Raw genomic sequence first — 25,236 nt, 5'->3', positions numbered from 1 at the left:
ACGCCGCCCGCTCCTGGAGGGAGCCATCACTGTCCATCGGCCGCCGGCCGCCCCCACCCACCGCCAGGCACGGTCTCAGCCTCCGTAGAGGGCCTTGCGCGGCGCTCCGCTCAGGTCGGCCGCCAGCTTGGCGGCGGTGGACGGCGGCAGGTGCTCGTTGAGCCTGGCGTAGAGCCGGCGGCCCTCGGCGACCTTCGCGTCCTCATCGTCGCCGGCCCCCTGCACCATCACCACGAACTCGCCCTTGCGCTGGTTGCCGTCGGCCTGCACGGCGGCCAGCAGCGCTTCCAGGTCGCCGTCGAGCACGGTCTCGAACAGCTTGGTCAGTTCACGCGCCACCACCGCCGGCCGCGCCGCGCCGAATGCCTGCACCATGTCCGCCAGCGAATCGGCGATCCGGTGCGAGGATTCATAGAACACCAGGGTGCCGGTCTCGCCGGCCAGGCGCTGCAGCCGCTCGCGCCGGGCCGCGGCCTTGGCCGGCAGGAAGCCCTCGAACACGAAGCGGTCGCTGGGCAGCCCGGCCACGCTCAGTGCCGCGATCGCCGCGCAGGCGCCCGGCACCGGACTCACCCGGACACCGGCAGCCCGCGCCGCACGCACCAGCCGGAAACCCGGATCGCTGACCAGCGGGGTACCGGCATCGCTCACCAGCGCCAGTGATTCGCCCGCCAACAGGCGCGCGACCAGGCGTCCCGCGATCGCTTCCTCGTTGTGGTCGTGCAAGGCCAGCAGCGGGGTGGCGATGCCGAACTGCGACAGCAGCTGGCCGGTATGCCGGGTGTCCTCGGCGCAGATCGCCGCCACCGTGCGCAGCACCTCCTGCGCGCGCGGGCTGAGGTCGCCCAGGTTGCCGATCGGCGTGGCGACGACATGCAGGGTGGCGCTGGAAGCGGGCATCATCGGTTTTTCCATGGTCAAGAGTAGAATCCTACCGTGTCCTCCACCCGGTACCGCCGCATGCCGTCGAACGGATCCCGCATGAACCTGCCCACCGCACGGGTCGCCGTCCTGGCGCTGTCGCTCCTGCTGCTCGCCGGCTGCGCCACCACCGGCCTGGCGCCGGTGGCGTCACCGGGGCAGCAGGCCGCCCTCGTCCTGCTGGAGCAGGGCAAGCCGCGCGACGCCGCGCAGCAGCTCGAGGCCGAAGCATCGCAGGCGCGCGGCAGCGTCCGTTCGCAGCTGCTCGCCGATGCCGCGTTCGCCTGGCACGAGGCCGGCGACGACGCCCGCGCGCGCATGCTGCTGCCGCAGGTGCAGGCACGCCAGCTGGGCGGCGCCACCCGCCAGCGCCATGCGCTGCTGGTCGCCGAACTGGCCCTGGCCGACCAGCAGCCGGCCGCGGCGCTGCAGGCACTGGCCGCACAACAGCCGGACGAGCTGGCCGCCGCGCAGCAGGCGCGCTGGTACCTGGCCCAGGGCCTGGCGCTGGAGGCCGGCGGCGACGCGTTCGCCGCCGCCGGTGCCCGCGCCCGTGCCGGGGTACTGCTGTCGGGCACTGCGCGCAGCGACAACCAGCGCGCCATCACCCGCCTGCTGGCGGGCCTGGACGATGCCACCCTGGCCAGCCGCAGCGCCGCGCTGCCGGCCGGCGACGCCCTCTACAACCATGCAGGCCGCGCCCTGATCGGCCGCGGCCTGCCGCTGCCGCGCCCGTTCGACCGCGACGCCGCCTGGCAGGTGGACACCGGCAAGCGGCCCCCGGCCGACGCCGACGGCTACCGTCCGCCGCTGAAGATGGCGGTGCTGCTGCCGCTGAGCGGCAACCTCGCCACCGCCGCGGCCCCCGTGCGCGACGGCCTGCTCGCCGGCTACTACGGCGAACACCGCCGCCGCCCGCAACTAGACTTCGTCGATACCCGCGGCACCCCGGCCGGCGCCATCGCCGCCTATGACAAGGCCGTCGGCGGCGGCGCCGACTTCGTGGTCGGCCCGCTCGGCCGCGACGAGGTCGATGCCCTGTTCGGCCGCCAGCAGCTGCCGGTGCCGCTGCTGGCGCTCAACCGCGGCAAGGACACTCCGCCGCCCGGCAGCGCCGGCTTCTCGCTGGCGCCGGAAGACGACGGCATCATGGCCGCCGAGTACCTGCTCGCCCGCGAACGCCGCAATGTGCTGGTGATCGGCAGCAACGACGACACCGGCCGCCGCGCCACCGCCGCCTTCGCCGAGCGCTTCGCCGAGCGCGGCGGCAGGGTCGCCGCCAGCCTCACCATCGCCGACGCCCCCGGCGACATCGGTGCACGCCTGCGCGAGGCCGCGGCCGTGGATGCGGTGTTCCTCGCCGTGAAGGGCACACAGGCGCGGGCACTGGCGCCGCAGCTGGCACTGGCGGGAATCGGCGGTGCCACCCGCGTGGGCACCTCGCAGCTGGTGTCCGGCACCGGCAAGGCCGAGGAGGACATGGCACTGGACGGCATCGCCTTCCCCAGCGAAGCCTGGACCGCGCGCGGTGCGGCCGGCCTGCCGGCCGCCGGCGACCTGGCCGCGCGCCTGCCCACCGCGCGCGGCGGCGCCGCGCGCCTGTTCGCGTTCGGCTTCGATGCCTGGAAGCTGTCCGCCTACCTGGAGAAGCTGGCCAACAGCGCCCAGGGCGGACTGGCCGGCGCCACCGGCACCCTGCACCTGGACGGCTTCGGCAACGTGCTGCGCACCCCGGCCTGGTCCACCTTCCAGGGTGGCCTGCCGATGCCGATCGGTGATGGCCGCTGACAGGGCCGCACGCGGCGCGGCGGTGGAAGCCGCCGCGCGCCGCCACCTGGAAGATGCCGGCCTGCGCTGGCTGGCCGGCAACGTCCGCTACCGCAGCGGCGAACTCGACCTGGTGATGCTCGATCCGGCCGCCGGCAGTCTGGTCTTCGTGGAAGTCCGCTACCGCCGTGGCGGCACCTTCGGCGGCGGTGCCGCCTCGATCGATGCCGGCAAGCGCCGCCGACTGCTGCGGGCCGCGCAGCTCTACCTGTCCACCCACCCCGCGCATGCGCAGGTCCCCTGCCGCTTCGACGTGGTCGAAGCCGACGGCGAACCGCCACGGCTGCACTGGCTGCGCGATGCGTTCCGCGCCGACGACGGCTGATGCCCGACGCCCCCCTCCCCCCGGAACGACCGCGGCGGACAGCGGCGCGCGCGAGCGGTGCCGAGCCCCCGCTGTATCTCGGCGATCCGCTCATCGTCGCCATCGACATGCGGCCCCTCGCCGCCAGCGACGACGACGCGCCCGCGATCGATCTCCGCTTCACCGCCGACGCACGGCAACAGAGCGCGCAGCGGACCCGTCCACACGTGGGCCGCCAGCTGGCGCTGGTCGCCGGCGGCAAGGCGCTGTACGTGTCACCAGCGCTTCCCCGGTGACCGGGTCCATGCGCCCGGGCGGCCTGTCGCCGGTGGCGCGCGACACGCCGCCCGCGGCGATGGCCCAGCCCGGCGCCGCTCTCGATTAACATCGGTCCGGCGCTACCGCCCGCCCCGTCCAACCGTCCTGCGATGCCCTCCCTGCCCCCTGCGTTCGACCAGACCCTTTCGCGCCTGCTTGGCGACCATTGGCGCACCGATGCCGCCACGCGGACCGCGCATGCCCAGGACAACTCCTGGCGGCATGCGCTGCCGCTGGGCGTGGCACTGCCGGAAAACCGCGAGCAGGTGCAGGCCATCGTGCGCGCCTGCCGCGCGCATGGCGTGGCGCTGGTCGGCCGTGGCGCGGGCACCGGCACCACCGGTGCGGCGGTGCCGACCGCCGGCGGGGTGGTCCTGTCGTTCGCACGCATGAACCGCATCCTCGCGCTGCGCCCCGGCGACCGCTGCGCGGTGGTCGAGCCCGGCGTGCTCAATGGCGACCTGCAGCAGGCGCTGCAGCCGCATGGCTTGTTCTGGCCGCCGGACCCGTCCAGCTTCGAGAGCTGCAGCATCGGCGGCAACCTGGCCACCAACGCCGGCGGCCCGCGCGCGGTGAAGTACGGCACCAGCCGCGACAACGTGCTCGGCCTGGTGGCGGTGACCGGGACCGGCGAGCTCATCGAATGCGGCGGCCCGTGGACCAAGGACGCCACCGGCTACGACCTCACCCACCTGATCGTCGGCAGCGAAGGCACGCTGGCGCTGATCGTCGAGGCCACCCTCAAGCTGGCCGCCCGGCCGCGCGCGCAGGCCGGGCTGCGCGTGCTGTACCGCGACGCCGAGAGCGCCGCGGCCGCGGTGTCGCGGATCATGGCGCAGCCGGCCACCCCCACCATGCTGGAGTTCATGGATGCCCGCAGCCTGGCGCTGCTGCGCCGCAACGGTGCACAGGTGCCCGACGCCGGCGCGATGCTGCTGATCGATGCCGACGGCGACGACGACACCCTGCCCAACGTGCTGCATGCACTGGCCCAGGCGGCCGAAGGCGAAGGCCTGCTGGCGCTGGACGTGGCCACCGACGGCGGCGCCCGCGAGCGGCTGTGGGCGGCCCGGCGCGCGCTGTCGCCCGCGCTGAAGAGCATCGCCCCCGGCAAGATCAACGAAGACGTGGTGGTGCCGGTGTCGCGCATTCCCGAGCTCGTCGCCGGCGTACAGGCCCTGTCGGCTCGCTTCGAGCTGCCCATCGTCGCCTTCGGCCACGCCGGCAACGGCAACCTGCACGTCAACATCCTCTACCACCCGGACGACGCCGGCGAGAACGCCCGCGCGCACGCGGCGCTGCCGGAGGTCTTCGCATTGACCCTCGCCCTGGGCGGCACCCTGTCCGGCGAACACGGCATCGGCCTGGCCAAGCGCGACTTCATGGCGCAGGCGTTCACGCCCGCCACCCTGGCGGCGATGCGCGCGATCAAGCGGGCCCTGGACCCGGACGGCATCCTCAACCCCGGCAAGGTGCTGCCGGACGACTGACCCCTCACCGACGGAGCCGGCACAGACCATGCAGATCGATCCCTCACGCTTCGCCGCGGCCTGGGCCGCGGCCTGGAACGGCCACGACGTGGACGCGGTCCTCGCGCATTTCCACGACGAGGCGGTCTTCACTTCGCCCTTCGCCCGCCAGGTCCTGCCGGACACCGGTGGCGTGCTGCGCGGCAAGGCCGCCATTCGCACCTACTGGAGCGCGGGGCTGGCACGCATCCCGGACCTGCATTTCGACATCGAGGCGGTATATGCCGGCGTCGACACCCTGGTCATCGCCTACCGCAACCAGAAGGGCGTCCTGGTGAGCGAGGTGCTGCGCTTTGCCGGCGACCGGGTGATCGAAGGCCACGGCACCTACCCGCTGCAAGCGGACAACCCCACCGGCGCGCGCAGCCAGCGCTGAACGCGCCGGCCCGCTCCCGGCGCGCTAGCCGGCGAAGTGCCGGTAGCCGTGTGCGGGCCCGGCCACCGGCGCGCCGGCGCAATGCACCCCCTCGCCCGCCTCGATCCGGCCGATGCGCGTCAACGGCAGCGCCAGGTGCGCGGCCAGCGCCTGCAACGCCGCGCGCCGCGCCGGGGCGGCGGTGAAGCACAGTTCGTAATCGTCGCCACCGCGCAGCGCGCAGTCGCCCGCGGCCGCGTCGCCCAGGGCGCCGCACAGGGCCGCCGACAAAGGCACCGCATCGGCCTGCACCACCGCGGCCACGCCGCTGCGCGCGGCGATATGCCCGAGGTCGGCCAGCAGTCCATCGGAGACGTCGGCCGCCGCATGCGCCAGCCCGCGCAGCGCGCGCCCCAGCGCCAGCCGCGGGGTCGGCCGCTGCAGCCGCTCCCGCAGCCGTTCGTGGCCGGCATCGGCCGCGACGCCGCGCACGTCCAGCCGTCCCTGCTGCCAGAGCCGCAGTGCGCCGGCCGCTTCGCCCGGGCAGCCGCTGATCCAGACATCGTCACCCGGCCGCGCGCCGTCGCGGCGCAGCGCCTGCGCCGCCGGCACCCGGCCCATCGCGGTGATCGAGACCGACAGCGGTCCGCGCGTGGTGTCGCCGCCGACCAGGGCGATGCCGCTGGCATCGGCCAGCGCGAACAGGCCGTCGGCGAATCCGTCGATCCAGGCGGCATCGGCCTCGGGCAGCGACAACGACAGCGTGCACCAGACCGGCGTGGCGCCCATCGCCGCCAGGTCGGACAGGTTCACCGCCAGCGCCTTCCAGCCCAGGTCGGCGGCGGCCGTCTCCAGCGGGAAGTGCACACCGGCGTTGAGGGTGTCGGCGGTCACCGCCAACTGCTGTTCCGGCGACGGCTGCAGCAACGCGGCGTCGTCGCCGATGCCCAGCACGATGTCGGCGCGCGCCGGGACGCGGCGGGCGATGCGCTCGATCAGGCCGAACTCGTCAAGGCTCATGGTCAGGCATTCCTGGAACGGAAACGCCGGCACCGATGCTGCCGGCCCCGGCGTCGCGGCGGAACCGCCCGGCGCGTCCGCGCGCCGGCAGCGGCATCACTGGGCCGATTCGACCTTGCGCCACTCCAGCGCGGCGCGGTCCAGCACCCCGTTGACATAGGTGTGGCCATGCTCGGAGCCGAAGCGCTTGGCGGTCTCGATCGCTTCGTTGATCACCACCCGGTACGGCACGTCCTGGCGGTGGCACAGCTCGTAGGCCGCCACCCGCAGCACCGCGCGTTCGATCGCATCGACCTCCTCGACCGGACGGTCGAGGAACGGCAGCAATGCCTCGTCCAGGGTCCGGCGGTGCTCGAGCACGCCGCGCAGCAGACTCTCGAAGTACGCCAGGTCGGCCACTTCATGCGCCTGCTCGTGGGCGAACTGGGCCAGCAGCGAATCGGCGTTGCCGCCGGAGATCTGCCACGCGTAGATCGCCTGCAGTGCGCGGCGGCGCGCGCGCGAGCGCAGCACCGGATCGACGCCGTCGCGGCGGAAGGGCTTGCCGGCGGGCCGGCCCGGGGTCCGGTTGCTCATGGCAGCTGCTCCAGGAGGTTGACCATTTCCAGCGCCGCCAGCGCGGCTTCCTCGCCCTTGTTGCCATGGCTGCCGCCGGCGCGGGCCTCGGCATCCTCGACCCGCTCCACCGCCAGCACCCCGTTGAGGACCGGCACGCCGAAGTCCAGCTGGGCGCGCATCAGCCCTTCCGCGCAGCGGTCGGCGACATGCTCGTAATGACGGGTATCGCCCCGGATCACGCAGCCCAGGGTGATGATCGCCGCATGCCGGCCCGCGGCGGCCAGGCGCGCGGCGACCAGCGGGATTTCCCAGGCGCCCGGGACCCGCACCACGTCGACGGCATCCTCGCCGATGCCGTTGCCGGCCAGGCTCTGGCGCGCGCCGGCCACCAGCGCATCGGTGATGCGGGCGTTCCAGCGGCTGGCGATGATGACGAAACGGGCCGGTCCGGCCGGGCGGAGGTCGCCTTCGTAGTGGCTCATGGGCGTAGCGATGCAAAAGGTGGGCCAGTTTACCGTGTAGGTGCGCAACGTGCCCCGCCGCCGAGGCGGCGGGGCACCCGCGTTCACGGCTGCACGGTCTCGACGATCTCCAGACCGTAGCCGGCCAGGCCGACCTGCCGGCGCGGGGTACCGAACACCCGCAGCCTGCCCAGCCCCAGGTCGGCCAGGATCTGCGCGCCGGCCCCGTTGCGGCGCCATTGGCCGACATCCTTGTCCTTGCCCGGCGGGCGCACCTCCGGCTCGCGCCGCAGCCGTGCCAGCAACGCATCCGAATCACGCGGCGCCGACAGCACCACCATCACCCCCTGGCCCTCGGCGGCGATGGTGCGCAGCGCATCGGTGGCGGCCACGCCGAAATCGTCGCGGCGCCAGTGCAGCAGGTCGGCCAACGGGTTTTCCACCTGCACCCGGACCAGCGTCGGCGTGTCCTTGTCCGGACGGCCCTTGACCAGCGCGAAGTGCAGGTCGTGGGCGATCCGGTCGCGGTAGGTCAGCAGCCGGAACGCACCGAACTCGGTGTCCACCTCACGCTCGTCCACCCGCTCCACCGTGTGCTCGGTGGCCAGGCGCCAGGCGATCAGGTCGGCGATCGAGCCCATCTTCAGGCCGTGCTCGCGCGCGAACACCTCCAGCTCCGGACGCCGGGCCATGGTGCCGTCGGGGTTGAGGATCTCCACCAGCACGCCGGCCGGTTCCAGACCCGCCAGCATGGCCAGGTCGACCGCGGCCTCGGTATGCCCGGCGCGGGTCAGGACCCCGCCGGGCTGGGCGATCAACGGGAAGATGTGGCCGGGCTGGTGCAGGTCCGCCGGCCGCGCATCGGGCTTCACCGCGGTGCGGATCGTATGCGCGCGGTCGTAGGCGGAGATGCCGGTGGTCACGCCTTCGGCAGCCTCGATGCTGACCGTGAAGTTGGTCTGGAACTGGGCGGTGTTGGCGCGCACCATCGGCGCCAGGCCCAGCTGGCCGGCGCGCTCGCGGGTCAACGGCAGGCAGACCAGCCCGCGGCCGTTGGTGACCATGAAGTTGATGTCCGACGGCTTGACCAGCTCGGCGGCCATGATCAGGTCGCCTTCGTTCTCGCGGTCCTCGTCGTCGACGATCACCACCATGCGGCCGGCGCGGATCTCTTCCAGCAGTTCGGGAACGGGGGCGAAGTTCATGCGGTGGCTCCTTGGCCCAGCAGGCGCTCGACATAGCGCGCCACCAGGTCGATTTCCAGGTTGACGGCGTCGTCGACGCCGGTATGGGCGAAACGGGTATGGGCGACGGTGTGCGGGATCAGCGCCACCTCGAAGCCGGCGTCGTCGGCCTCGTTGACGGTGAGGCTGACGCCGTCCACGCAGATCGAGCCCTTCTTCGCGATGTACCTGAGCAGCGGCGCCGGCGCGGCGAAGCGCCAGCGCTGCGCGCGGGCGTCGTCGTGGATGGACAGCACCCTGCCGACGCCGTCGACGTGGCCGCTGACCAGGTGGCCGCCAAGGCGGTCGGTGGGACGCATCGCGCGCTCGAGGTTGACCGCGGCGCCGTCGGCCAGCTGCCCCAGGGTGGTCAGGCCGAGGGTCTCGGTCGAGGCATCGGCCTGGAACGAGGTCGCGTCGAAGGCGATGACGGTCAGGCAGACGCCGTTGACCGCGATGCTCTCGCCCAGCTGTACCTGCTCGAACGGCAGGCTGCCGACCGCGAAGGTGAAGCGGACATCGCCGCCGACGGGTTCGTGCGCGGCCAACCGGCCGACGCCTTCGATGATGCCGGTGAACATCAGCGCACCTCCATCGGGGAGGCGGGCCGGAAGAGCGGCAAGGGGATGACACGGATTTTCATGAACGTTTCCCGCGGTTGATGAGCGAAAAACGCCACAAGGCCTACAGGCACGCGCACGGCAACGGGCCGTGTGCGGGCCGTCTTCTTTCATCCGGACTCTAGGCGGCAGCGCCAGGCGCTGTCGCCAACCGTCGGCTCCGGCATCGGACCGGATCTGCTGACCCTCGGCACCGGGGAACCCGCGGACTGGAAGCGGGTTCCTGCGAGTGGACGACTCGCGTGGTGGCCTCGGCGCTCGCGGGCTCGTGCAGGCTCCCGTGGGAACCGCGCACCTACCGCCGGTGGGGAATCACACCCCGCCCTGAAGACGTTCGTGGTTGCCGGCGAACCGGCCGGCGCATTGTACCAGCCCACCCGCGGCCCACCTGTGCGGTGGATGGATGGCAGTGTTGCGCAGGACGCAGGTCGTCCTGGCCGGCGCAGCCCGGAACGCGCCGGGCCGTCAGCGCCGGAGGGCACCGCCCCGCACGGGGACGGGATCCCGTAGCGCCGGGCCCTGCCCGGCGGGGCCTGGACGGGAAGGCCCCAGCGGGGCGTGGCTCCGCTCTACAGAGCCGCAGGATTCTGTAGCGCCGGGCCCCGCCCGGCGGGGTTTGGCCGGGAAGGCCCCAGCGGGGCATGGCCCCGCTCTACAGGGCCGCGGGAATCTGTAGCGCCGGGCCCCGCCCGGCGGGGCCTGGACGGGAAGGCGCCAGCGGGGCATGGCCCCGCTCTACAAGGCTGCGGGAATCTGTAGCGCCGGGCCCTGCCCGGCGGGGCCTGGCCGGGAAGGCGCCAGCGGGGCGTGGCCCCGCTCTACAAGGCTGCGGGAATCTGTAGCGCCGGGCCCTGCCCGGCGGGGCCTGGCCGGGAAGGCCCCAGCGGGGCATGGCCCCGCTCTACAGGGCTGCGGGAGTCTGTAGCGCCGGGCCCCGCCCGGCGGGGTTTGGCCGGGAAGGCGCCAGCGGGGCGTGGCCCCGCTCTACAGGCGGGGTCGCGTTCCGCTAGGCGGTGGCCGGGCGCAGCCGCAGGCGCAGGTCCCGGCCGACCATGCGCAGGTCGTGCATCTCCAGCGGCACGGCCTGGGCCATCGCGGCGATCCCCAGGCCGGCCAGCAGCGGCCGGGCGCCCTCGCCCATCAACAGTGGCGCCATGTACAGCAGCAGTTCGTCGGCCAGCCCGCCGCGCAGCAGGGCGCCGCACAGCGTCGGACCGGCCTCGGCGTGCACCTCGTTGATGCCGCGCTCCGCCAACAGCGCCATCACCGCGGCCAGGTCGAAACGGCCATCGGCCTGCAGCGGCGCGGCCGCGAATGCGGCGCCCTCGATCCGCGGCGGAGTCAGCGCGGGGTCGTGCAGGTAGAGCGTGGGCGCCCCGCCGTCGCGCACCCGTGTACACGCCAGGCTGCGCAGGCGGGCGTCGAGCACCACCCGCAGCGGCGGGACGAACGCGCCTGCGTCCGGGCGCGCGGTCAGGGCCGGATCATCGGCCAGCACGGTCGCCGCGCCGGTCAGGATCGCGCCGGCACGCGCGCGCCAGCGCTGCACGTCGGCACGCGCGTCCGGCCCGGTGATCCACTTCGATTCCCCGTCGGCCATGGCCGTACGCCCGTCCAGGCTGGCGGCCAGCTTGATCCGCACGAACGGTCGGCCACGCTCGACGCGCGACAGGAAGCCGCGGTTGAGTTCGCGCGCGGCGTCGGCCATCAGGCCCACCGCCACCTCGACCCCGGCCTGGCGCAGCAGCGCGAAGCCGCCGCCATCGACATCGGGGAACGGGTCGCCCATCGCCGCGACCACCCGCGCCACGCCGGCCTCGATCAGCGCCAGCGCGCAGGGGGGCGTGCGCCCGTAGTGCGCGCAGGGCTCCAGGGTCACATAGGCGGTGGCGCCCCGAGCGCGCGTGCCCGCCTCGCGCAGCGCGAACACCTCCGCATGCGGGCCGCCGGCCCGCTGGTGGAACCCTTCGCCGACAACCTCGTCGCCCTGGGCGATGACACAGCCGACCATCGGGTTCGGCCGCGTGGTCCATGCGCCGCGTTCGGCCAGGCGCAGCGCGCGCGCCATCATCTGGTGGTCGGTGGCGGTGAAGTCCTGCATGGAAAACCTCATGGCGTGAGAGGGGGGAGCGCGCTTGCGCGCGGTCGGTGTCCAGCGGGCCCCCGGCAAGCACGGGCGCGCCCTCGCGGCGAAGGGCGGCAGGATCGCGACCTTGCCGCCAGGACAGCGGCGGCGCGATCCGCATCACGGGTCCGGTCCAGCTGGCGCTACCCCGCCCTCATCGCCGCCCGGCCGTAACGATACAGGCGCCAGACGCCCCGCTGCGAGGCCGGTCACGCGCGTCGGGCGTGCCCCGCCCGGGGCGAGCCGCCACGGACCTGCGCGGGCCGCTGTCGGCAGGCCAGCCGGTTCCCGCCGTCCACGCCTCCAGGTACAGGGAACGGCATCACCCCGCTGCGTATGCCACGGGATCCGGCCGGTCCGACACGCCCTTCCGGCAACAGCGCCACGCGCCCCTGCCAGGTGCCGGCCACCCCTGCGGTCCGGTGGACCGCAACCGCTTCAGCGCGGCGCCTTGCGTCCACGGCGCGCGGCGCCGGCATCGAGCAGCGACAGCTGGCTTTCGCCGGCAGGATGGTCGCGCTCGAGCTTCTCGATCTCGTCGCGAAAGTCGGCCACGTCCTCGAAGCTGCGGTAGACCGACGCGAAGCGGACATAGGCGACATGGTCGAGCTTGCGCAGTTCGTCCATCACGAACTCGCCGACGCGGATCGACGCCACTTCGCGCTCGCCGCTCATCCGCAGCTGGTGCACCACCGCGCGCACCGCCGCCTCGATCCGCTCCTCCGACACCGGCCGTTTCTGCAGCGCGCGGTCGAAACCGACCCGCAGCTTGCGCGCATCGAACGCCTCGCGGCCGCCATCGCTCTTGACGATGACCGGCAGTTTGAGCTCGATGGTCTCCAGTGTGGAAAAGCGTTCGCCGCAGGCCTCGCAGCCACGCCGGCGGCGGATGGTCGCGCCGTCCTCGGAAACGCGCGAATCGATCACGCGGGTGTCGGTGTGCTGGCAGAACGGGCAGTGCATGGGACAGCGTGCTCAGTCGTTGGGCGGGAAGATTCTGCGACACGCTACCAGCCGCAGCCAAATCGGGGACAGCGCAGGCACGCCCCCTCCGCCGCCGCCGGCCAGCCATGGCCGCCGCTCCGGGCGAACGGGGCCCCCGGACGGGCAGCCGGTGATGCCGTCACTGCGCCCGACAACCGGACCCCGTCCCTGCCCCTTGCCACGCGCGGGGACACGCGCGGCAAGGCGGCGGGCAGCGCCGGGAAGGATCGCGCGGCGACCCGCCGCCAGGAGTACCCCCGGCACCAGCGCCTCCGTCAGGCAGGCGCGCCGGAGTCCGCCTCGGCCGGAACGGGGGCGAAGTCCGTTCAACCGTAGACCGGGTACTTCCTGCACTGCGCGCTGACCGCGTCCCGCACGCGGGCGATCACCGCCTCGTCGGCCGGGTTGTCCAGCACGTCGGCGATCCAGTTGGCCAGCGCCACGCAGTCGGCCTCCTGGTAGCCGCGGGTGGTGACCGCCGGGGTGCCCAGGCGCAGGCCGGAGGTCACGAACGGCGAACGCGGGTCGTTGGGCACCGAGTTCTTGTTGACGGTGATGTGGGCCCTGCCCAGCGCCGCCTCCGCGTCCTTGCCGGACACGTCCTTGCCGATCATGTCCACCAGCATCAGGTGGTTCTGGGTGCCGCCGGAGACGATCCGGTAACCGCGCGCGATCAGCGTGCCGGCCATCGCCTGGGCGTTCTTGACCACCTGCTGCTGGTAGGCCTTGAACTCCGGCTCCAGCGCTTCCTTGAAGGCCACCGCCTTGGCGGCGATGACGTGCATCAGCGGACCGCCCTGGATGCCCGGGAACACGATCGACTGCAGCTTCTTCTCGATCTCCTCGCCGGCACCCTTGGCCAGGATGATGCCGCCGCGCGGGCCGCGCAGGGTCTTGTGGGTGGTCGAGGTGACCACGTGGGCGTGCTCGACCGGGTTCGGATAGACCCCGGCGGCGACCAGGCCGGCCACGTGCGCCATGTCCACGAACAGGTAGGCGCCGACCTTGTCGGCGATCGCACGGAAGCGCGCCCAGTCGACGATCTGCGAGTAGGCGGAGAAACCGGCCACGACCATCTTCGGCTTGTGCTCCAGGGCCAGCCGCTCGACCTCGTCGTAATCGATCAGCCCCTGCTCGTCCACGCCGTACTGGACGGCGTTGAAGATCTTGCCGGAGGCGTTGACCTTGGCGCCGTGGGTCAGGTGGCCGCCGTGGGCCAGGCTCATGCCCAGGATGGTGTCGCCCGGCTGCAGCAGCGCGAAGTACACCGCCTGGTTGGCCTGCGAGCCGCTGTGCGGCTGCACGTTGGCGTAATCCGCGCCGAACAGCTGCTTGAGGCGGTCGATGGCCAGCTGCTCGGCCACGTCCACGTATTCACAGCCACCGTAGTAGCGCTTGCCCGGATAGCCTTCGGCGTACTTGTTGGTCAGCTGGCTGCCCTGCGCCTCCATCACCCGCGGGCTGGCGTAGTTCTCGCTGGCGATCAGCTCGACATGGTCTTCCTGGCGCTGGCATTCATCGGCAATGGCCTTGGCCAACTCGGGGTCGTAGGACTCGATACGGGCGTCGCGCGGGAACATCACAGCTCCTGGGTACTGGGCGGGAAATCACGCGATTGTAGCCGGTTCGGGCGCCCGCGCCCGCGGCCTTTCCGCGTTTTCCGGCCACTGCCTGCCGGTACCGCCCGCACGCGGCGCACCACGCCGGAGGCCACCGCAACGGCTACCGCGGCAGGCGCTGCCGGCATCGCCGGCACTCCCGCAACGTGGCCCCGATGCCTCCGCCCGCCCTCCCGGCCGGGGTGCACCCCGTCTCCGGCGGCGACCGCCACGGCACCGGCCGAAGCGCCGTGCCCTGGAATGGCGCTTCCGGCCGCAGTCCCATCGACCGGAAGGGCTCCGGTCCGGTCACCGCCTCCGTCCGCTTCCCGCCATTCCGCCCCCAGACACGGGAAAGGCGCCCACGGGGGGCGCCTCGGTGCATTCCGTCCCTGCCGCCGGCTCAGTGGTTGAGCACGATGTCGGCGATGATGCCGGTGGCGATGGCCACCATCAGCAGGTTGCCGCGATCGTCGCGGATCCAGCGGTGTCCCTGCGGCGGCGCCCGCAGCCGGTAACGGCCGTAATCGTTGACCACATAGACCGGCCCGCCATAGTAATTGCGGTAGCCATGGCCGCGCTGGAAGCCGTAGGGGCGGTAGACCACCCGCGGCGGGGGCGGCGCGTAGTAGCGGCGGGTGTCGTAGCGCGCATCGCGGTAGCCCGTGCGGTAGCCGGCATCGTAGTGCCGGCGGCCATCGCGCCAGCCGCGCTCGGGGCCACGGCCGCGGTCGTTCCAGCCATGCCGGCCGCGGTCGTGGGAGCGGTCGCCGGCGGCGGACACGGGCGCCACGGCCACGGTCACCAGCAACACCGACAGGGCGACAGCGAACAGGCGGGTGATCTTCTTCATGGGTGGCCCCCGGCGGATGCGATGAACGCCTTCATCATGCCCATGGCGCATGAACGGATTCCGGCTGCGGCGGTCCGCCGGCCCGCGCCCATTCAGGGAGCAGCCAGACGCTGCCGGCGGGTCCGGCGCGCCATGCGTTGCGGCTATAATTGCCCGTTCCCTTTTACCCTGGGGCCTGTCCGACCCGGACCGGGCACGGGTGTGCGCTACGGAGACGTCATGTCCTCGCAATACATCTACACCATGAACCGCGTCAGCAAGGTGGTCCCGCCCAAGCGGCAGATCATCAAGGACATCTCGCTGTCGTTCTTCCCGGGCGCCAAGATCGGCCTGCTGGGCCTGAACGGCGCCGGCAAGTCCACCGTCCTGAAGATCATGGCCGGCGTGGACCAGGACTTCGAGGGCGAGGCCCGCCCGCAGCCGGGCATCAAGGTCGGCTACCTGGCCCAGGAGCCGGAGCTGAACCCGGAACACACCGTGCGCCAGGCGGTGGAGGAAGGCGTGGGCGACGTGCTGCAGGCGCAGGCCGCGCTGGAAGCCGTGTACGCGGCCTATGCCGAGGAAGGCGCCGATTTCGACGCGCTGGCCAAGGAACAGGAACGCCTGGAGGCGATCCTGGCCGCCGGCGACGCCCACACCGTGGAGCAGCAGCTGGACGTGGCCGCCGACGCGCTGCGCCTGCCGCCGTGGGACGCGGTGGTCGGCAAGCTGTCCGGCGGCGAGAAGCGCCGCGTGGCGCTGTGCCGCCTGCTGCTGCAGAAGCCGGACATGCTGCTGCTCGACGAACCGACCAACCACCTCGATGCCGAGTCGGTGGAGTGGCTGGAACAGTTCCTGCACCGCTACACCGGCACCGTGGTGGCGGTCACCCATGATCGCTACTTCCTGGACAACGCCGCCGAGTGGATCCTGGAACTGGACCGCGGCCGCGGCATCCCGTGGAAGGGCAACTACACCCAGTGGCTGGAGCAGAAGGAAGAGCGCCTCAAGCAGGAAGAGAACCAGGAAAAGGCCCGCCAGAAGGCGATCCAGAAGGAGCTGGAGTGGTCGCGCCAGAATGCCAAGGGCGGCCGTTCCAAGGGCAAGGCCCGTCTGGCCCGCCTGGAAGAGCTGCAGAGCGTGGATTACCAGCGCCGCAACGAGACCAACGAGCTGTTCATCCCGCCGGGTGAGCGGCTGGGCAACTCGGTGATGGAGTTCCGGAACGTCTCCAAGAAGTTCGGCGACCGCCTGCTGATCGACAACCTGTCGATGATCATCCCGCCGGGCGCCATCGTCGGCATCATCGGCCCGAACGGCGCCGGCAAGTCGACCCTGTTCAAGATGATCACCGGCCAGGAAAAGCCCGATTCGGGCGAGATCGTGGTCGGCCCGACCGTGCAGCTGTCCTACGTGGACCAGAGCCGCGACGCGCTGGAGGGCAACCACAACGTGTTCCAGGAAATCTCCGGCGGCCTGGACATCCTCAACATCAACGGCACCGAGATCCAGTCGCGCGCCTACATCGGCCGCTTCAACTTCAAGGGCCAGGACCAGCAGAAGATGGTCGGCTCGCTGTCCGGCGGTGAGCGCGGCCGCCTGCACATGGCCAAGACCCTGCTGCAGGGCGGCAACGTGCTGCTGCTCGACGAACCGTCCAACGACCTGGACATCGAGACCCTGCGTGCGCTGGAAGACGCGCTGCTGGAGTTCCCGGGCAACACGTTCGTGATTTCGCACGACCGCTGGTTCCTGGACCGCATCGCCACGCACATCATCGCCTTCGAGGGCGATTCGCACGTGGAGTTCTTCCAGGGCAACTACCGCGAGTACGAAGAGGACAAGAAGCGTCGCCTCGGCGACGATGCCGGTCCCAAGCGCCTGCGCTTCAAGGCACTGAAGTAAGCGACACCCGGACGGCCGCAGCGATGCGGCCGTCCGTTTTCCGCCCTCCCGCTTCCGCCGGGAACGGGACGCTGCGACGCCCCCGCGGACACCGGCCGGTGCCGGTCATGACCGGGGCACGGCCAGGCGCCCGCAGGGCGGCCGGCGGTACCGTTTTCCCAAGGCCCGGCCGCGGTGGTACGCGCTGACGCGGCCGTCATGGCGGCGGCCGCAGGATCGCCGTGGCCCGTCCATCCGCGCCTGCGGGGCAGCGGCATCCGGCACATCCCTGTGCCTCCCTTCGGGCGGCGTCCGCCGTGCCGTCCGGCACGCCTGCCGGGCACGCTCCCAGAGCGAGAAGGGCCTACTCCGTCACGGAAATCCCCATGCCCCTCCTCGATCGCCTGTTCAAGCTCCAGCAGCACGGCAGCACCGTCCGCACCGAACTGCTGGCCGGACTGACCACCTTCCTGACGATGTCCTACATCGTCTTCGTCAACCCCGAGATCCTCGGCACCACCGGCATGGACCCGGGCGCGGTGTTCGTGGCCACCTGCCTGGCCGCGGCGATCGGCTCGGCGGTGATGGCGCTGGCCGCCAACTTCCCGGTCGGGATGGCGCCGGGCATGGGCCTGAACGCATTCTTCGCCTTCACCGTGGTCGGCTCGGCCGGGCTGCCGTGGCAGCAGGCGCTGGCGGCGGTGTTCATTTCCGGACTGGTGTTCCTGGCGCTCTCGCTGAGCGGCGTCCGCGCCTGGCTGGTGGCCGGCATCCCGGGCTCGCTGCGCTCGGCCATCGTCGCCGGCATCGGCCTGTTCCTGGCGATCATCGCGCTGCAGAAGTCCAACGTGATCGTCGCCAACGAGGACACGATGCTGGCGCTGGGGCCGCTCAATACCGTGCCACCGCTGCTGGCGCTGGGCGGCTTCCTGCTGATCGCGGTGCTGGAGGCGCGGCGCGTGCGCGGCGCGATCCTGATCGGCATCCTCGCGGTCACCGCCGCCGGCTGGCTGGTCGGCGATGTGGAGTACCGGGGCCTGGTGTCGCTGCCGCCGAGCCTGGCGCCGACCTTCCTGCAGCTGGACCTGCCGGGCCTGCTGCACCATGACGGCGGCGCGCCGCTGACGGTGCTGCTGCAGGTGGTGTTGGTGTTCGTGCTGGTCGAGGTGTTCGACGCCACCGGCACCCTGTACGGCGTGGTCGGCCGCGCCGGCCTGCTGGAGCTGGCCGACGGCCGCAAGCGCTTCGGCCGGGCGCTGCTGGCCGACAGCAGCGCGATCGTCGCCGGCTCGCTGCTGGGCACCAGCTCCACCACCGCGTTCGCCGAGAGCGCCTCGGGCGTGCAGGTCGGCGGCCGTACCGGGCTGACCGCGCTGGTGGTCGCGGCGCTGTTCCTCGCCGCCCTGCTGTTCTCGCCGCTGGCGGCGATGGTTCCCGGCTACGCCACCGCGCCGGCGCTGCTGTTCGTGGCCGGGCTGATGCTGCGCGAGCTGGTCAACGTGGACTGGAGCGACCTGACCGAATCGGTGCCGGCGGCGCTGTGCGCGCTGGCGATGCCGTTCACCTACTCCATCGCCAACGGCCTGGCGTTCGGCTTCATCGCCCATGCGGTGCTCAAGGCCGGTACCGGCCGCTGGCGCGAGGCGCGCCCGGCGCTCTGGCTGGTCGCCGGGCTGTTCGTGGTCCGCTACGCGCTGGGCTGAACCCGGCGCACGGGGCGCCGTCAGTTGTACTGGATGGTGAACGTGGCCTGCCCGTTGGCGACGCCGGCGCCGACGCTGCCGGCCCGGGTCTGCACGTAGCGCGCGCGCAGCGGCAGGCTCAGGGTGCGGCTGCCCGGCGCGGTGGTGCCGATCTCCAGGGTCTGCCCGAAGCGCACTTCGCGTTCGCCGGTACCGTCGCGCTGGACCATCTGGATGCCGATGCGGGTGGCGCTGTCGGCGGCCGCGCTCAGCGCCAGCACCCCGGGCATGTTCGAACTGTCCTGGTCGGCGTCCAGGCGGATGCCGATCCTGCTCTGGTACTCGGCGACATTGCTGCCCTGGCAGTCCAGGTGGATATCGAAGTCGCGGTCGACCGCGCGCGAGCCGACCCCGGTGAAGGCGGTGTTGGGCACGCTGCCGAAGTCCACCGCGATGTTGCGGCTGCCGGCCTGCACGCTGCAGGTCGGACTGACCACGGTGGTGCCGGAGCCCTTGAAGGTGGAGGTCAGCTCGGGGCGGCCGGGGCCGTCGCCGTCCAGGTAGTAGGTGGTGAAGCGGCCATTGGGCGCGATCACCCCCGAGCCGGTCTGCGCGGCGGTCTTGATCAGCTCCACCCGGAACCGCCCGCCGGTGAGCGACAGGGTGCGGTCGCCGGGCAGTTGCAGGGTATGCGGGTAGTAGCTCTGGATCGTGCCCGAATCGCGGTAGACACGGATGCCCACGCCGGCCACGTCGGTGGCGTAGACATTGCTGAAACCCGGCACCGCGTTCTGCTGCGCGGCGTTGACGAAGCGCCCGCTGGCGTTGCCGCCACTGCGGTCGCAGTAGCCCAGGCTGTTGCGCTGGTTGATCGGCACGACCAGCTCCTTGATCAGCCCGCCGACCGGCAGGTTGGGCAGGATCACCACCTGCCCCATGTCCATCTCCACGTCCTGGGCGACGAAGCCCTGCTGGGTGATGTAGCAGCTGGCGGACGCCGGCGCCGCCAGGGCCGCGCCGCCGAGCACCGCAAGGACGGCCAGGGCCTTGCGGCCAGCGGAAGGGATCATCGGCATGCTGCCTCCAGTGGAATGAAGCCGGTCGTCGACGCGTCCGCGCCGGCCGGAACCTGGTAGTCGACCGTGCAGTACTGCCCGTCACCGGCGCCCCATGTCACCTGCAGGCGCCCCTGTGCCTGTTCGCTGCGCACGTACAGGCGGCCGCCCTGGGCGACCATGCCCACCGGCTGCCCCTGCGCGTCCTTGACCTGCGCGCCGAACGGCACCGTCCGGCCATCGTCGCGGCGCGCCTGGATCAGCAGTGCGCGGCCCTTGCGGGTGTCGAAGCGCAGGTGGCCGATGGCGCCGGCGAACGGTGCGATCGACCGGCTGCTGCTGTCCAGCTCGACGTCGTGGGCCATGCCCCGGGGATCGAGGGTGACGGTGTTGAGGCGGTACGGCGAGACGTACGGCACCACCGCGTAGCCGCGGCCGTCGATCCGCAGGCCCGGCGCATTGGTCACGATCGCGTCGCGCGCGTCCGGCGCCTCCACCAGCACCATGGTGTCGCCCCGCTGCGGGGTGAAGGTGACCCCGCCGGCATGCACCACCAGGCTGCCGTTGGCGCCCACCGAGGCCTGGCGGAAATCGCGCGCATGACTGTAGCTGGCGTTCACCGCGGTATAGCGGCTGCGGTAGTCGGCATTGGCGACCACGCCGGTGCCGCCCTTGCGGGAGTCGGACAGCGCCACGCCATAGCTGACGTTGCCGTCCACGCCGGCCACCCCGGTGATGCCGATGCGGCTGGTGTCGTAGCCACCACGGTCGCGCATGCCGAGGTCGGCGCTGAGCGACAGCGGGCGGGCGCCCCGGCCCAGCGGCATGCTCATCGACAGCAGGTACTGGGTGTCGCTGCGGCCGAACGCGCCCTCTTCGGTGCGCAGCGCCGAGAACCCGTAGTTCATCGCGCGCCAGGCGTTGTTGTACCCCACCTGGTACTGCTTGGAGGTCCCCGCACGGTCGTAGAAGTCGCGCACCGAGCCGGTCACGTACAGGGCCCCCCAGCGGCGGCCCAGCGGCTGGTTGAGGGTCATCTGGAACTGGCTGCGCTGGCGCCCCCGGGTGGTCGGATCGATGCCGCGGTCATCGGCGTCGCGGCCGTACAGCGCATCCTGCAGGCTGTAGAACCCGTCAGTGGAATAGCGGTAGGCGGCCAGGGTCAGGTTGGTCCCGCTCTCGCCGATCATGTTGCTGTAGCTCAGCCGCACGCTGGCGCCGGTGTGGTCGCCGTAGTGGTCGAACACGGTGCGGGCGTGGGTGACGTCCGCGGCGAGCGCGCCGATCGGCGTGGACAGGCCCACGCCGTACAGCAGCGAGGTGTAGCCCTCGCTCAGGGCACTGCCGCCGTACACGGTCAGCCGGTTGCCGATGCCGCGCTGGTAGGTGCCCTGCAGCAACCAGGGTTCATCGCGCAGCAACGTGTCGCGTACCTGGCCGGCGGTCAGCGCATAGCGCGACACGCCTTCGCGCAGCATCTGCGGCACCGAGCCGAACGGCACCTTGAACGTGCGGCGGCGGCCGTCGGCCTCGATCACCTCCACCTCCAGGTCGCCGCCATAGCCGGTCGGGTACAGGTCGTCGATGACGAAACCGCCCGGCGCCACGGTCGCGGAATAGATCAGCTGCTGGTTCTGCCGCACCTCCACCCGCGCGTTGGTCTCGGCGATGCCGCGCACCACCGGCGCATATCCGCGCAGCGAGTCCGGCAGCATGCGGTCGTCGCTGGCCAGGCTGGCGCCGCGGTAGCCCACCGAGTCGAACAGTTCGCCGGCGGTATAGGCCTCGCCCAGGGTGAGCATGCCGCGGATCTTCGGCAGGCCCCGCTGCACATAGGTGGCGGTGCGCTGCCACTGGCGGCCGCGCCCGTCGGACCAGGTGACGTTGGAATCGTGGCGGAACTGCCAGCCGCCCAGGTTCAGGCCGGCGTTGAGGCCCAGGTAGGCGCTGCGGTTGCGGCGGCCGCCGGCGATGCGGCTGTCGCTGTCGATGGCATTGAAGCTGTAGCCGACGAACCCGGCATCGATGCCGCGGTCCCACAGCGACGGATCGACATAGCCGCGCGCCTCGCGGCGCAGGTAGGTCTGCGGAATGCTCAGGTCGTAGCGCAGGTTGGCGCCGTCGTAGGTGCCGTAGGCATGGGCCATGCGCTGCTGCACCGGCAGGCAGTCAGCGGCGGCGCCCGGCGGGGACGGCTCCGCCCGCGGCGGCAGCGCCGCGCTGTCCACGCCGATCTCCTCCAGCAGCGCGGTCGCCAGGCAGGCGTCGACGCGCCCCTGCGCATCGGCCCGGAACGGCAGGTCGCGGCGGCCCTGCCAGGTGCCGTTGACGTAGACGTCCACGCGGTGGGTACCGGCCACCATCGGGTTGCCGTGGCTGAAGGCCGCCAGGTCGAGCTGCCGGGTCTGTCCGGACAGGAACCCGGCGTTGAACCGCGCCTGCTCCGGTGCGCGCGCACCGGCCGCACCGCCCTGCGCCACCAGCGCCTGCTCGCCGAGGTTGGCCGGCGCGGCCAGTGCCCATCCCGGGCAGGCCACGCCGGTCGCCAGCAGGCAGAGCGCCTGGTGGATCGACATTGTCAATCTGTTTCCGATCACACTGACAGTCCTTCAGTTCGCCGCACCGCGGCGGTGGCGGGATGCGCAGGCCCCGGGCCGGCGCCGCGCGTTCAGCCCCCGGTGGCGGCAAGCCGGACCGTGTGCTCCACACGGCCGCCGTAATCGTTGATGGTGATGAAGCGCACCTGCTCGGTGCCCGCCGGCGCGGCGAACTCCAGGCGCTGCGCCGGCGCGACCATCGCGCCCTTGTCCTCCACCGCCAGCTCGCGGCCGCCGGCGGCGGCATGCACCTCGGCCAGCGTCACGTGGTAGCGGCTCGGGTTCTGCACCTGCAGACGGTCGCCGCTGCGGCTCCAGCGCAGCGCCGCCGGCGCGTCGTTGGCCACGCCCTCCAGGCCCCGCGGCCGGTAGAAAAGCTTCAACCGCGAGCGGAACGCGACCTGCAGGTAGTTCTGGTCGTCGCTGGCGGCGGCGTCCGGCGCCGGCGGCACGTCCAGCACGTTCAGCCAGAACAGCGATTCGCGGTCCGCCGGCAGCGGCGCGCCGGTGAAGATCACCCGCAGTGCCTGGCTGCGGCCCGGTTCGATGCGGACGATCGGCGGTGTCAGTACGAACGGGGCATCGCTGGTGTCGGCGGTCTGCTCGGCGTCGCCGGCGTCGATCCAGGCCTGCACCAGCGCGGGCGACTCGCCGACGTTGTCGATCTGCACGGTGACCTCGCGCGCCTGCGCCGGATAGATCACCCGCGTACCGTTGACCACCACGCCGGCCAGCGCGTCCTGGCAGGCAGGCAGTGCGAACGCCGCCAGCAGCAGCGCCCGGGAAAAGAGTGCGTTCATCGGGATACCACGCTCCAGATGGGCGGCCCCTGGCCGCGGAGCGCGGGCCGGCGCGCACGCCGGCCCGCGCGGTGGCAGCGCGATCAGTTGTAGATGATCGTGTACTTGACGCTGCTGGTGACGTCGCCCGGGGTGGCCGCGGCGGTGGCGTAGTACTCGGCGTAGTAGTCCAGATCGGCCGAGCCGTCGTCGCCGACCGTGACCCACTGCGAGTTGCTCTGGGCCAGGTCGGCACCGGCGCCCTTGATCGGCAGGAACTGGTTGTTCGAGCCCAGCAGCTGCAGCTGCACGTTGGTGGCGGCATCGGCCGACGCCTGGTTGAGCAGGCGGCCGGTGTTGAAGTCGACGGTCTGGCCCGGCTCGAAGTAGGTGGCGACCTTGCCGGCACTGCACTGGCTCAGGTTGATCGCGAACGGCGTGCGGCCCGCGACGGCGCCGGCCGTGGCCAGGGCGCTTTGGGACACGGTCGGCAGGTTGACGGCGAAATCCTTGCCGCCGGGCGTGGAGATGGTGCAGGTCTTGTCGGTGACCTTGCCGTTGAAGGTGATGGTGCCGTCGGCGGCACTGGCCACCAGCGGAGCGGCGGCCAGCATCACAGCGGCCATGACGTTGATCTTGTGCATTCGCTTTTTACCTAACCCTACTGAAGCAATGGAGAAGTAGAGGAGGAAGCAAGGAGCACAGCCGGCCTTCAGACCCTTCCTTGCGTCTCACCCGCGTACGGATTCCGGCCATCCGGCCAAAATCCGTGACGAGAGCCTAGAAAAATTGTGATGAAGATCACATAAAGACTATTGACATTTCATTCACAAAGTTATCCAGGCAACCCCGGAAACCGACGGATGCACGTCGCACGGCCCGCCGACGCCGACGCCGGCATCGGCAGGCAGGAACGGTCCCCCGGGACCACGCGCGCGCTGCCGCTGCCGGGATCAAGCCATGGCGGCGCCGGCCACGGGCCACAGGCCGCAAGGCATCCAGGTCCGGGAAACGCCGCCGGCGGAGACGGTGCCGCGGGAAGGCACGGGGCGGCCGCCCACAGGGGCCTGCAGGTCGGTCAGCGGATGGGAATGAAGGCCGCTCTCCGCGCCCCGGTCGGCACTCAGCCGTCGGCGGGTGCCGGCGGGGCGGTGCGCAGCCGGCGTACCGTCCAGGACGCCAGCAGCCCCAGCCAGGCCGCCGCCCAGAGCGAGGCCAGGCCGAGCTGACGCCAGGGGAATCCACCCAGCGCGAACAGCGGCGCGGCGCCGGCCAGCGCCAGCAGTGCCGCCGACGGCAGCCGATAGACCAGCGGATCGCCCAGCAACCGGTAGCGGCGCAGGAACAGCAGCGCGGTCATCAGGCAGCCGGCCAGGGCCGCCCAGGCGATCCCGGCAAGGCCGGTCGCCAGCGGCACCAGCAGCAGTGCGAGCGCATTGACCGCACTGCCGGCCAGCTCGCAGCGCATCGGCAGCACCGTATCGCCACGCGCATAGGCGTAGCGGGCCAGCAGCGCGTTCCACGCGCCGAACACGATCACGCAGGCGAACCACGCCAGCACTCCCGGCAGGGCGCCCTGCGCCATGCCGGCCGGCAGCAGCAGCGCCACCAGCGTGGGCGCCGCGGCGATCATGCCGGCCGCCGCCGGCACGGTCATCGCCGCCGTGGCCAGCAGTCCCACCCGCAGCGCCTGGCGACGCGCGTCTCCGTCGCCCGCCAACCGGGTCATGCGCGCCAGCACCACCTGGTTCAGGCTCATCAGCGCGACCAACGGCAGGTTGACCAGCTTGCGCGCCAGGTTGACCAGGGTGATCGCGCCCTCGCCGAGGAACGACGCGCAGATGCGCTCCAGCAGCGCCAGCCCCTGGCTGGCGCCGGCACTGGCCAGCAACGGTGCCAGGCGGCGGTACAGCAGCGCGATGTCCTGCCGGTGCCAGCGCCAGCGCCAGGGACGCCAGCCACTGCGCCACAGCAGCGGCAGCATCGAGGCCAGCATCAGCCCCGCACCGAGGACGAAGGCCCAGGCCAGCCGCCGCTCATCGGTCGCCCCGCGCTGCAGCAGCAACAGCACCACCGCCGGCAGGTTGTAGAGGAACGAACCCAACCCCGCGACCAGGAAGCGCTCCTGCGCCTGGGCCACCGCCGCGGCCAGGGCGTGCAGCAGCAGCAGGGGCACGGTGGCCGCGAGCACGGCCAGGCTCGCCGACGCATCGTGGCGGGCCGCCTCCGGCAGCCCGGGGCCGATCAACCGCACCCACAGCGGCGCGGCGGCCGCCAGCAGCGCGGCCAACAGCGTTCCCAGCAGCAGCAGGCTGCCGAACTGCGACGCCAACCAGCCCGTGCGCCGCTCCCCGCCCAGCTGCTGGTACAGCGGCAACGCCGCCGACGACAGCAGCCCGGCGGCCAGGGTCATGCGCACCGCCTCGGGCAGGAACAGGCCGACCAGGAAGGCATCGGTGCGCGCGCCGGCGCCCCAGGCATCGACCAGCAGCCATTCGCGGCCGAAGCCGAGCGCCAGCCCGGCGAGGGTCGCCAGCGTCAGCCAGAGCGTGGCGCGGAACATC

At 72.2% G+C, this 25,236-nt stretch carries 22 protein-coding genes; 7 read left to right on the top strand and 15 right to left on the bottom strand.

What is annotated here, in order from left to right; all coding sequences use genetic code 11:
- Positions 1-75: 75 nt before the first annotated feature.
- Positions 76-900: a 16S rRNA (cytidine(1402)-2'-O)-methyltransferase gene (rsmI, locus tag K5L01_RS13275; protein WP_425603898.1), complete on the bottom strand. Its 825-nt coding sequence runs from the start codon at positions 898-900 to the stop codon at positions 76-78.
- Positions 901-981: 81 nt separating this feature from the next.
- Between rsmI and K5L01_RS13270 the strand changes: the two genes are divergently transcribed.
- The 5 genes from K5L01_RS13270 to K5L01_RS13250 all read left to right on the top strand — a co-directional run bounded on the left by K5L01_RS13270 (position 982) and on the right by K5L01_RS13250 (position 5,275).
- On the top strand, positions 982-2,709 hold the full coding sequence (locus tag K5L01_RS13270; RefSeq protein WP_250065081.1) for a penicillin-binding protein activator: 1,728 nt from the start codon (positions 982-984) through the stop codon (positions 2,707-2,709).
- Complete coding sequence (locus K5L01_RS13265; protein WP_250065080.1) at positions 2,699-3,073, top strand: YraN family protein; 375 nt, start codon at positions 2,699-2,701, stop codon at positions 3,071-3,073. Before K5L01_RS13270 ends, K5L01_RS13265 begins: the two co-directional genes overlap by 11 nt.
- 107 nt (positions 3,074-3,180) lie before the next feature.
- A complete protein-coding gene (locus K5L01_RS13260; protein WP_250065079.1) occupies positions 3,181-3,348 on the top strand; it encodes a hypothetical protein in 168 nt (55 codons plus the stop codon).
- Positions 3,349-3,480: 132 nt separating this feature from the next.
- A complete protein-coding gene (locus K5L01_RS13255; protein ID WP_250065078.1) occupies positions 3,481-4,860 on the top strand; it encodes an FAD-binding oxidoreductase in 1,380 nt (459 codons plus the stop codon).
- A gap of 28 nt (positions 4,861-4,888) precedes the next feature.
- Positions 4,889-5,275 carry a nuclear transport factor 2 family protein gene (locus K5L01_RS13250; RefSeq protein ID WP_250065077.1) on the top strand — a complete coding sequence of 129 codons (387 nt, stop codon included), beginning with the start codon at positions 4,889-4,891 and terminating at the stop codon, positions 5,273-5,275.
- A gap of 24 nt (positions 5,276-5,299) precedes the next feature.
- Here the strand turns inward: K5L01_RS13250 and thiL are convergent, their stop codons facing one another.
- From thiL to K5L01_RS13205, 9 genes are all read right to left on the bottom strand, one after another.
- A complete protein-coding gene (gene thiL / locus K5L01_RS13245) occupies positions 5,300-6,274 on the bottom strand; it encodes a thiamine-phosphate kinase (protein WP_250065076.1) in 975 nt (324 codons plus the stop codon).
- A gap of 96 nt (positions 6,275-6,370) precedes the next feature.
- A complete protein-coding gene (gene nusB / locus K5L01_RS13240) occupies positions 6,371-6,850 on the bottom strand; it encodes a transcription antitermination factor NusB (RefSeq protein WP_250065075.1) in 480 nt (159 codons plus the stop codon).
- Complete coding sequence (gene ribH / locus K5L01_RS13235; protein ID WP_250065074.1) at positions 6,847-7,314, bottom strand: 6,7-dimethyl-8-ribityllumazine synthase; 468 nt, start codon at positions 7,312-7,314, stop codon at positions 6,847-6,849. The genes nusB and ribH overlap by 4 nt, the downstream gene beginning before the upstream one ends.
- Positions 7,315-7,397: 83 nt before the next feature.
- Complete coding sequence (gene ribB, locus K5L01_RS13230) at positions 7,398-8,498, bottom strand: 3,4-dihydroxy-2-butanone-4-phosphate synthase (RefSeq protein WP_250065073.1); 1,101 nt, start codon at positions 8,496-8,498, stop codon at positions 7,398-7,400.
- On the bottom strand, positions 8,495-9,097 hold the full coding sequence (locus K5L01_RS13225) for a riboflavin synthase (RefSeq protein ID WP_250065072.1): 603 nt from the start codon (positions 9,095-9,097) through the stop codon (positions 8,495-8,497). Before K5L01_RS13225 ends, ribB begins: the two co-directional genes overlap by 4 nt.
- 1,045 nt (positions 9,098-10,142) lie before the next feature.
- On the bottom strand, positions 10,143-11,237 hold the full coding sequence (ribD, locus tag K5L01_RS13220; RefSeq protein ID WP_250065071.1) for a bifunctional diaminohydroxyphosphoribosylaminopyrimidine deaminase/5-amino-6-(5-phosphoribosylamino)uracil reductase RibD: 1,095 nt from the start codon (positions 11,235-11,237) through the stop codon (positions 10,143-10,145).
- A 462-nt stretch (positions 11,238-11,699) separates the two neighbouring features.
- The gene (nrdR, locus tag K5L01_RS13215) at positions 11,700-12,224 is read right to left on the bottom strand and encodes a transcriptional regulator NrdR (protein WP_250065070.1); all 525 of its coding nucleotides are present in this window, start codon (positions 12,222-12,224) and stop codon (positions 11,700-11,702) included.
- A 347-nt stretch (positions 12,225-12,571) separates the two neighbouring features.
- A complete protein-coding gene (gene glyA / locus K5L01_RS13210; protein ID WP_250065069.1) occupies positions 12,572-13,825 on the bottom strand; it encodes a serine hydroxymethyltransferase in 1,254 nt (417 codons plus the stop codon).
- Positions 13,826-14,246: 421 nt separating this feature from the next.
- A complete protein-coding gene (locus tag K5L01_RS13205) occupies positions 14,247-14,696 on the bottom strand; it encodes an RcnB family protein (protein ID WP_250065067.1) in 450 nt (149 codons plus the stop codon).
- A 219-nt stretch (positions 14,697-14,915) separates the two neighbouring features.
- Here K5L01_RS13205 and ettA point away from each other — a divergent pair, with 219 nt between their 5' ends.
- The gene (gene ettA / locus K5L01_RS13200; RefSeq protein ID WP_250065065.1) at positions 14,916-16,580 is read left to right on the top strand and encodes an energy-dependent translational throttle protein EttA; all 1,665 of its coding nucleotides are present in this window, start codon (positions 14,916-14,918) and stop codon (positions 16,578-16,580) included.
- 365 nt (positions 16,581-16,945) lie between these two features.
- Positions 16,946-18,262: an NCS2 family permease gene (locus K5L01_RS13195; protein WP_250065063.1), complete on the top strand. Its 1,317-nt coding sequence runs from the start codon at positions 16,946-16,948 to the stop codon at positions 18,260-18,262.
- 20 nt (positions 18,263-18,282) lie between these two features.
- On the opposite strand, the gene K5L01_RS13190 is transcribed toward K5L01_RS13195, so the two are convergent.
- From K5L01_RS13190 to K5L01_RS13170, 5 genes are all read right to left on the bottom strand, one after another.
- A complete protein-coding gene (locus K5L01_RS13190) occupies positions 18,283-19,317 on the bottom strand; it encodes a fimbrial protein (RefSeq protein ID WP_250065061.1) in 1,035 nt (344 codons plus the stop codon).
- A complete protein-coding gene (locus K5L01_RS13185; RefSeq protein WP_250065059.1) occupies positions 19,308-21,872 on the bottom strand; it encodes a fimbria/pilus outer membrane usher protein in 2,565 nt (854 codons plus the stop codon). Before K5L01_RS13185 ends, K5L01_RS13190 begins: the two co-directional genes overlap by 10 nt.
- 92 nt (positions 21,873-21,964) lie before the next feature.
- Complete coding sequence (locus tag K5L01_RS13180) at positions 21,965-22,693, bottom strand: fimbrial biogenesis chaperone (RefSeq protein WP_250065057.1); 729 nt, start codon at positions 22,691-22,693, stop codon at positions 21,965-21,967.
- Positions 22,694-22,776: 83 nt separating this feature from the next.
- On the bottom strand, positions 22,777-23,316 hold the full coding sequence (locus K5L01_RS13175; RefSeq protein WP_250065054.1) for a fimbrial protein: 540 nt from the start codon (positions 23,314-23,316) through the stop codon (positions 22,777-22,779).
- Positions 23,317-23,795: 479 nt separating this feature from the next.
- Positions 23,796-25,235, bottom strand: coding sequence for a lipid II flippase MurJ (locus tag K5L01_RS13170; RefSeq protein WP_250065053.1), 1,440 nt, complete (start codon positions 25,233-25,235; stop codon positions 23,796-23,798).
- Between the last annotated feature and the right edge of the window lies 1 nt (position 25,236).

It is taken from the genome of Stenotrophomonas mori, from assembly GCF_023556335.1.
Classification (GTDB): domain Bacteria; phylum Pseudomonadota; class Gammaproteobacteria; order Xanthomonadales; family Xanthomonadaceae; genus Stenotrophomonas; species Stenotrophomonas mori.
This window is presented reverse-complemented; position numbering and strand designations above follow the sequence as displayed.

What these genes read in the sequence shown, in the direction of transcription:
- rsmI (WP_425603898.1), bottom strand. Translation starts at nt 900, where the DNA reads ATGCCCGCTTCCAGCGCCACCCTGCATGTCGTCGCCACGCCGATCGGC.
- K5L01_RS13270 (WP_250065081.1), top strand. Translation starts at nt 982, where the DNA reads ATGAACCTGCCCACCGCACGGGTCGCCGTCCTGGCGCTGTCGCTCCTG.
- K5L01_RS13265 (WP_250065080.1), top strand. Translation starts at nt 2,699, where the DNA reads ATGGCCGCTGACAGGGCCGCACGCGGCGCGGCGGTGGAAGCCGCCGCG.
- K5L01_RS13260 (WP_250065079.1), top strand. Translation starts at nt 3,181, where the DNA reads ATGCGGCCCCTCGCCGCCAGCGACGACGACGCGCCCGCGATCGATCTC.
- K5L01_RS13255 (WP_250065078.1), top strand. Translation starts at nt 3,481, where the DNA reads ATGCCCTCCCTGCCCCCTGCGTTCGACCAGACCCTTTCGCGCCTGCTT.
- K5L01_RS13250 (WP_250065077.1), top strand. Translation starts at nt 4,889, where the DNA reads ATGCAGATCGATCCCTCACGCTTCGCCGCGGCCTGGGCCGCGGCCTGG.
- thiL (WP_250065076.1), bottom strand. Translation starts at nt 6,274, where the DNA reads ATGAGCCTTGACGAGTTCGGCCTGATCGAGCGCATCGCCCGCCGCGTC.
- nusB (WP_250065075.1), bottom strand. Translation starts at nt 6,850, where the DNA reads ATGAGCAACCGGACCCCGGGCCGGCCCGCCGGCAAGCCCTTCCGCCGC.
- ribH (WP_250065074.1), bottom strand. Translation starts at nt 7,314, where the DNA reads ATGAGCCACTACGAAGGCGACCTCCGCCCGGCCGGACCGGCCCGTTTC.
- ribB (WP_250065073.1), bottom strand. Translation starts at nt 8,498, where the DNA reads ATGAACTTCGCCCCCGTTCCCGAACTGCTGGAAGAGATCCGCGCCGGC.
- K5L01_RS13225 (WP_250065072.1), bottom strand. Translation starts at nt 9,097, where the DNA reads ATGTTCACCGGCATCATCGAAGGCGTCGGCCGGTTGGCCGCGCACGAA.
- ribD (WP_250065071.1), bottom strand. Translation starts at nt 11,237, where the DNA reads ATGCAGGACTTCACCGCCACCGACCACCAGATGATGGCGCGCGCGCTG.
- nrdR (WP_250065070.1), bottom strand. Translation starts at nt 12,224, where the DNA reads ATGCACTGCCCGTTCTGCCAGCACACCGACACCCGCGTGATCGATTCG.
- glyA (WP_250065069.1), bottom strand. Translation starts at nt 13,825, where the DNA reads ATGTTCCCGCGCGACGCCCGTATCGAGTCCTACGACCCCGAGTTGGCC.
- K5L01_RS13205 (WP_250065067.1), bottom strand. Translation starts at nt 14,696, where the DNA reads ATGAAGAAGATCACCCGCCTGTTCGCTGTCGCCCTGTCGGTGTTGCTG.
- ettA (WP_250065065.1), top strand. Translation starts at nt 14,916, where the DNA reads ATGTCCTCGCAATACATCTACACCATGAACCGCGTCAGCAAGGTGGTC.
- K5L01_RS13195 (WP_250065063.1), top strand. Translation starts at nt 16,946, where the DNA reads ATGCCCCTCCTCGATCGCCTGTTCAAGCTCCAGCAGCACGGCAGCACC.
- K5L01_RS13190 (WP_250065061.1), bottom strand. Translation starts at nt 19,317, where the DNA reads ATGCCGATGATCCCTTCCGCTGGCCGCAAGGCCCTGGCCGTCCTTGCG.
- K5L01_RS13185 (WP_250065059.1), bottom strand. Translation starts at nt 21,872, where the DNA reads ATGTCGATCCACCAGGCGCTCTGCCTGCTGGCGACCGGCGTGGCCTGC.
- K5L01_RS13180 (WP_250065057.1), bottom strand. Translation starts at nt 22,693, where the DNA reads ATGAACGCACTCTTTTCCCGGGCGCTGCTGCTGGCGGCGTTCGCACTG.
- K5L01_RS13175 (WP_250065054.1), bottom strand. Translation starts at nt 23,316, where the DNA reads ATGCACAAGATCAACGTCATGGCCGCTGTGATGCTGGCCGCCGCTCCG.
- K5L01_RS13170 (WP_250065053.1), bottom strand. Translation starts at nt 25,235, where the DNA reads ATGTTCCGCGCCACGCTCTGGCTGACGCTGGCGACCCTCGCCGGGCTG.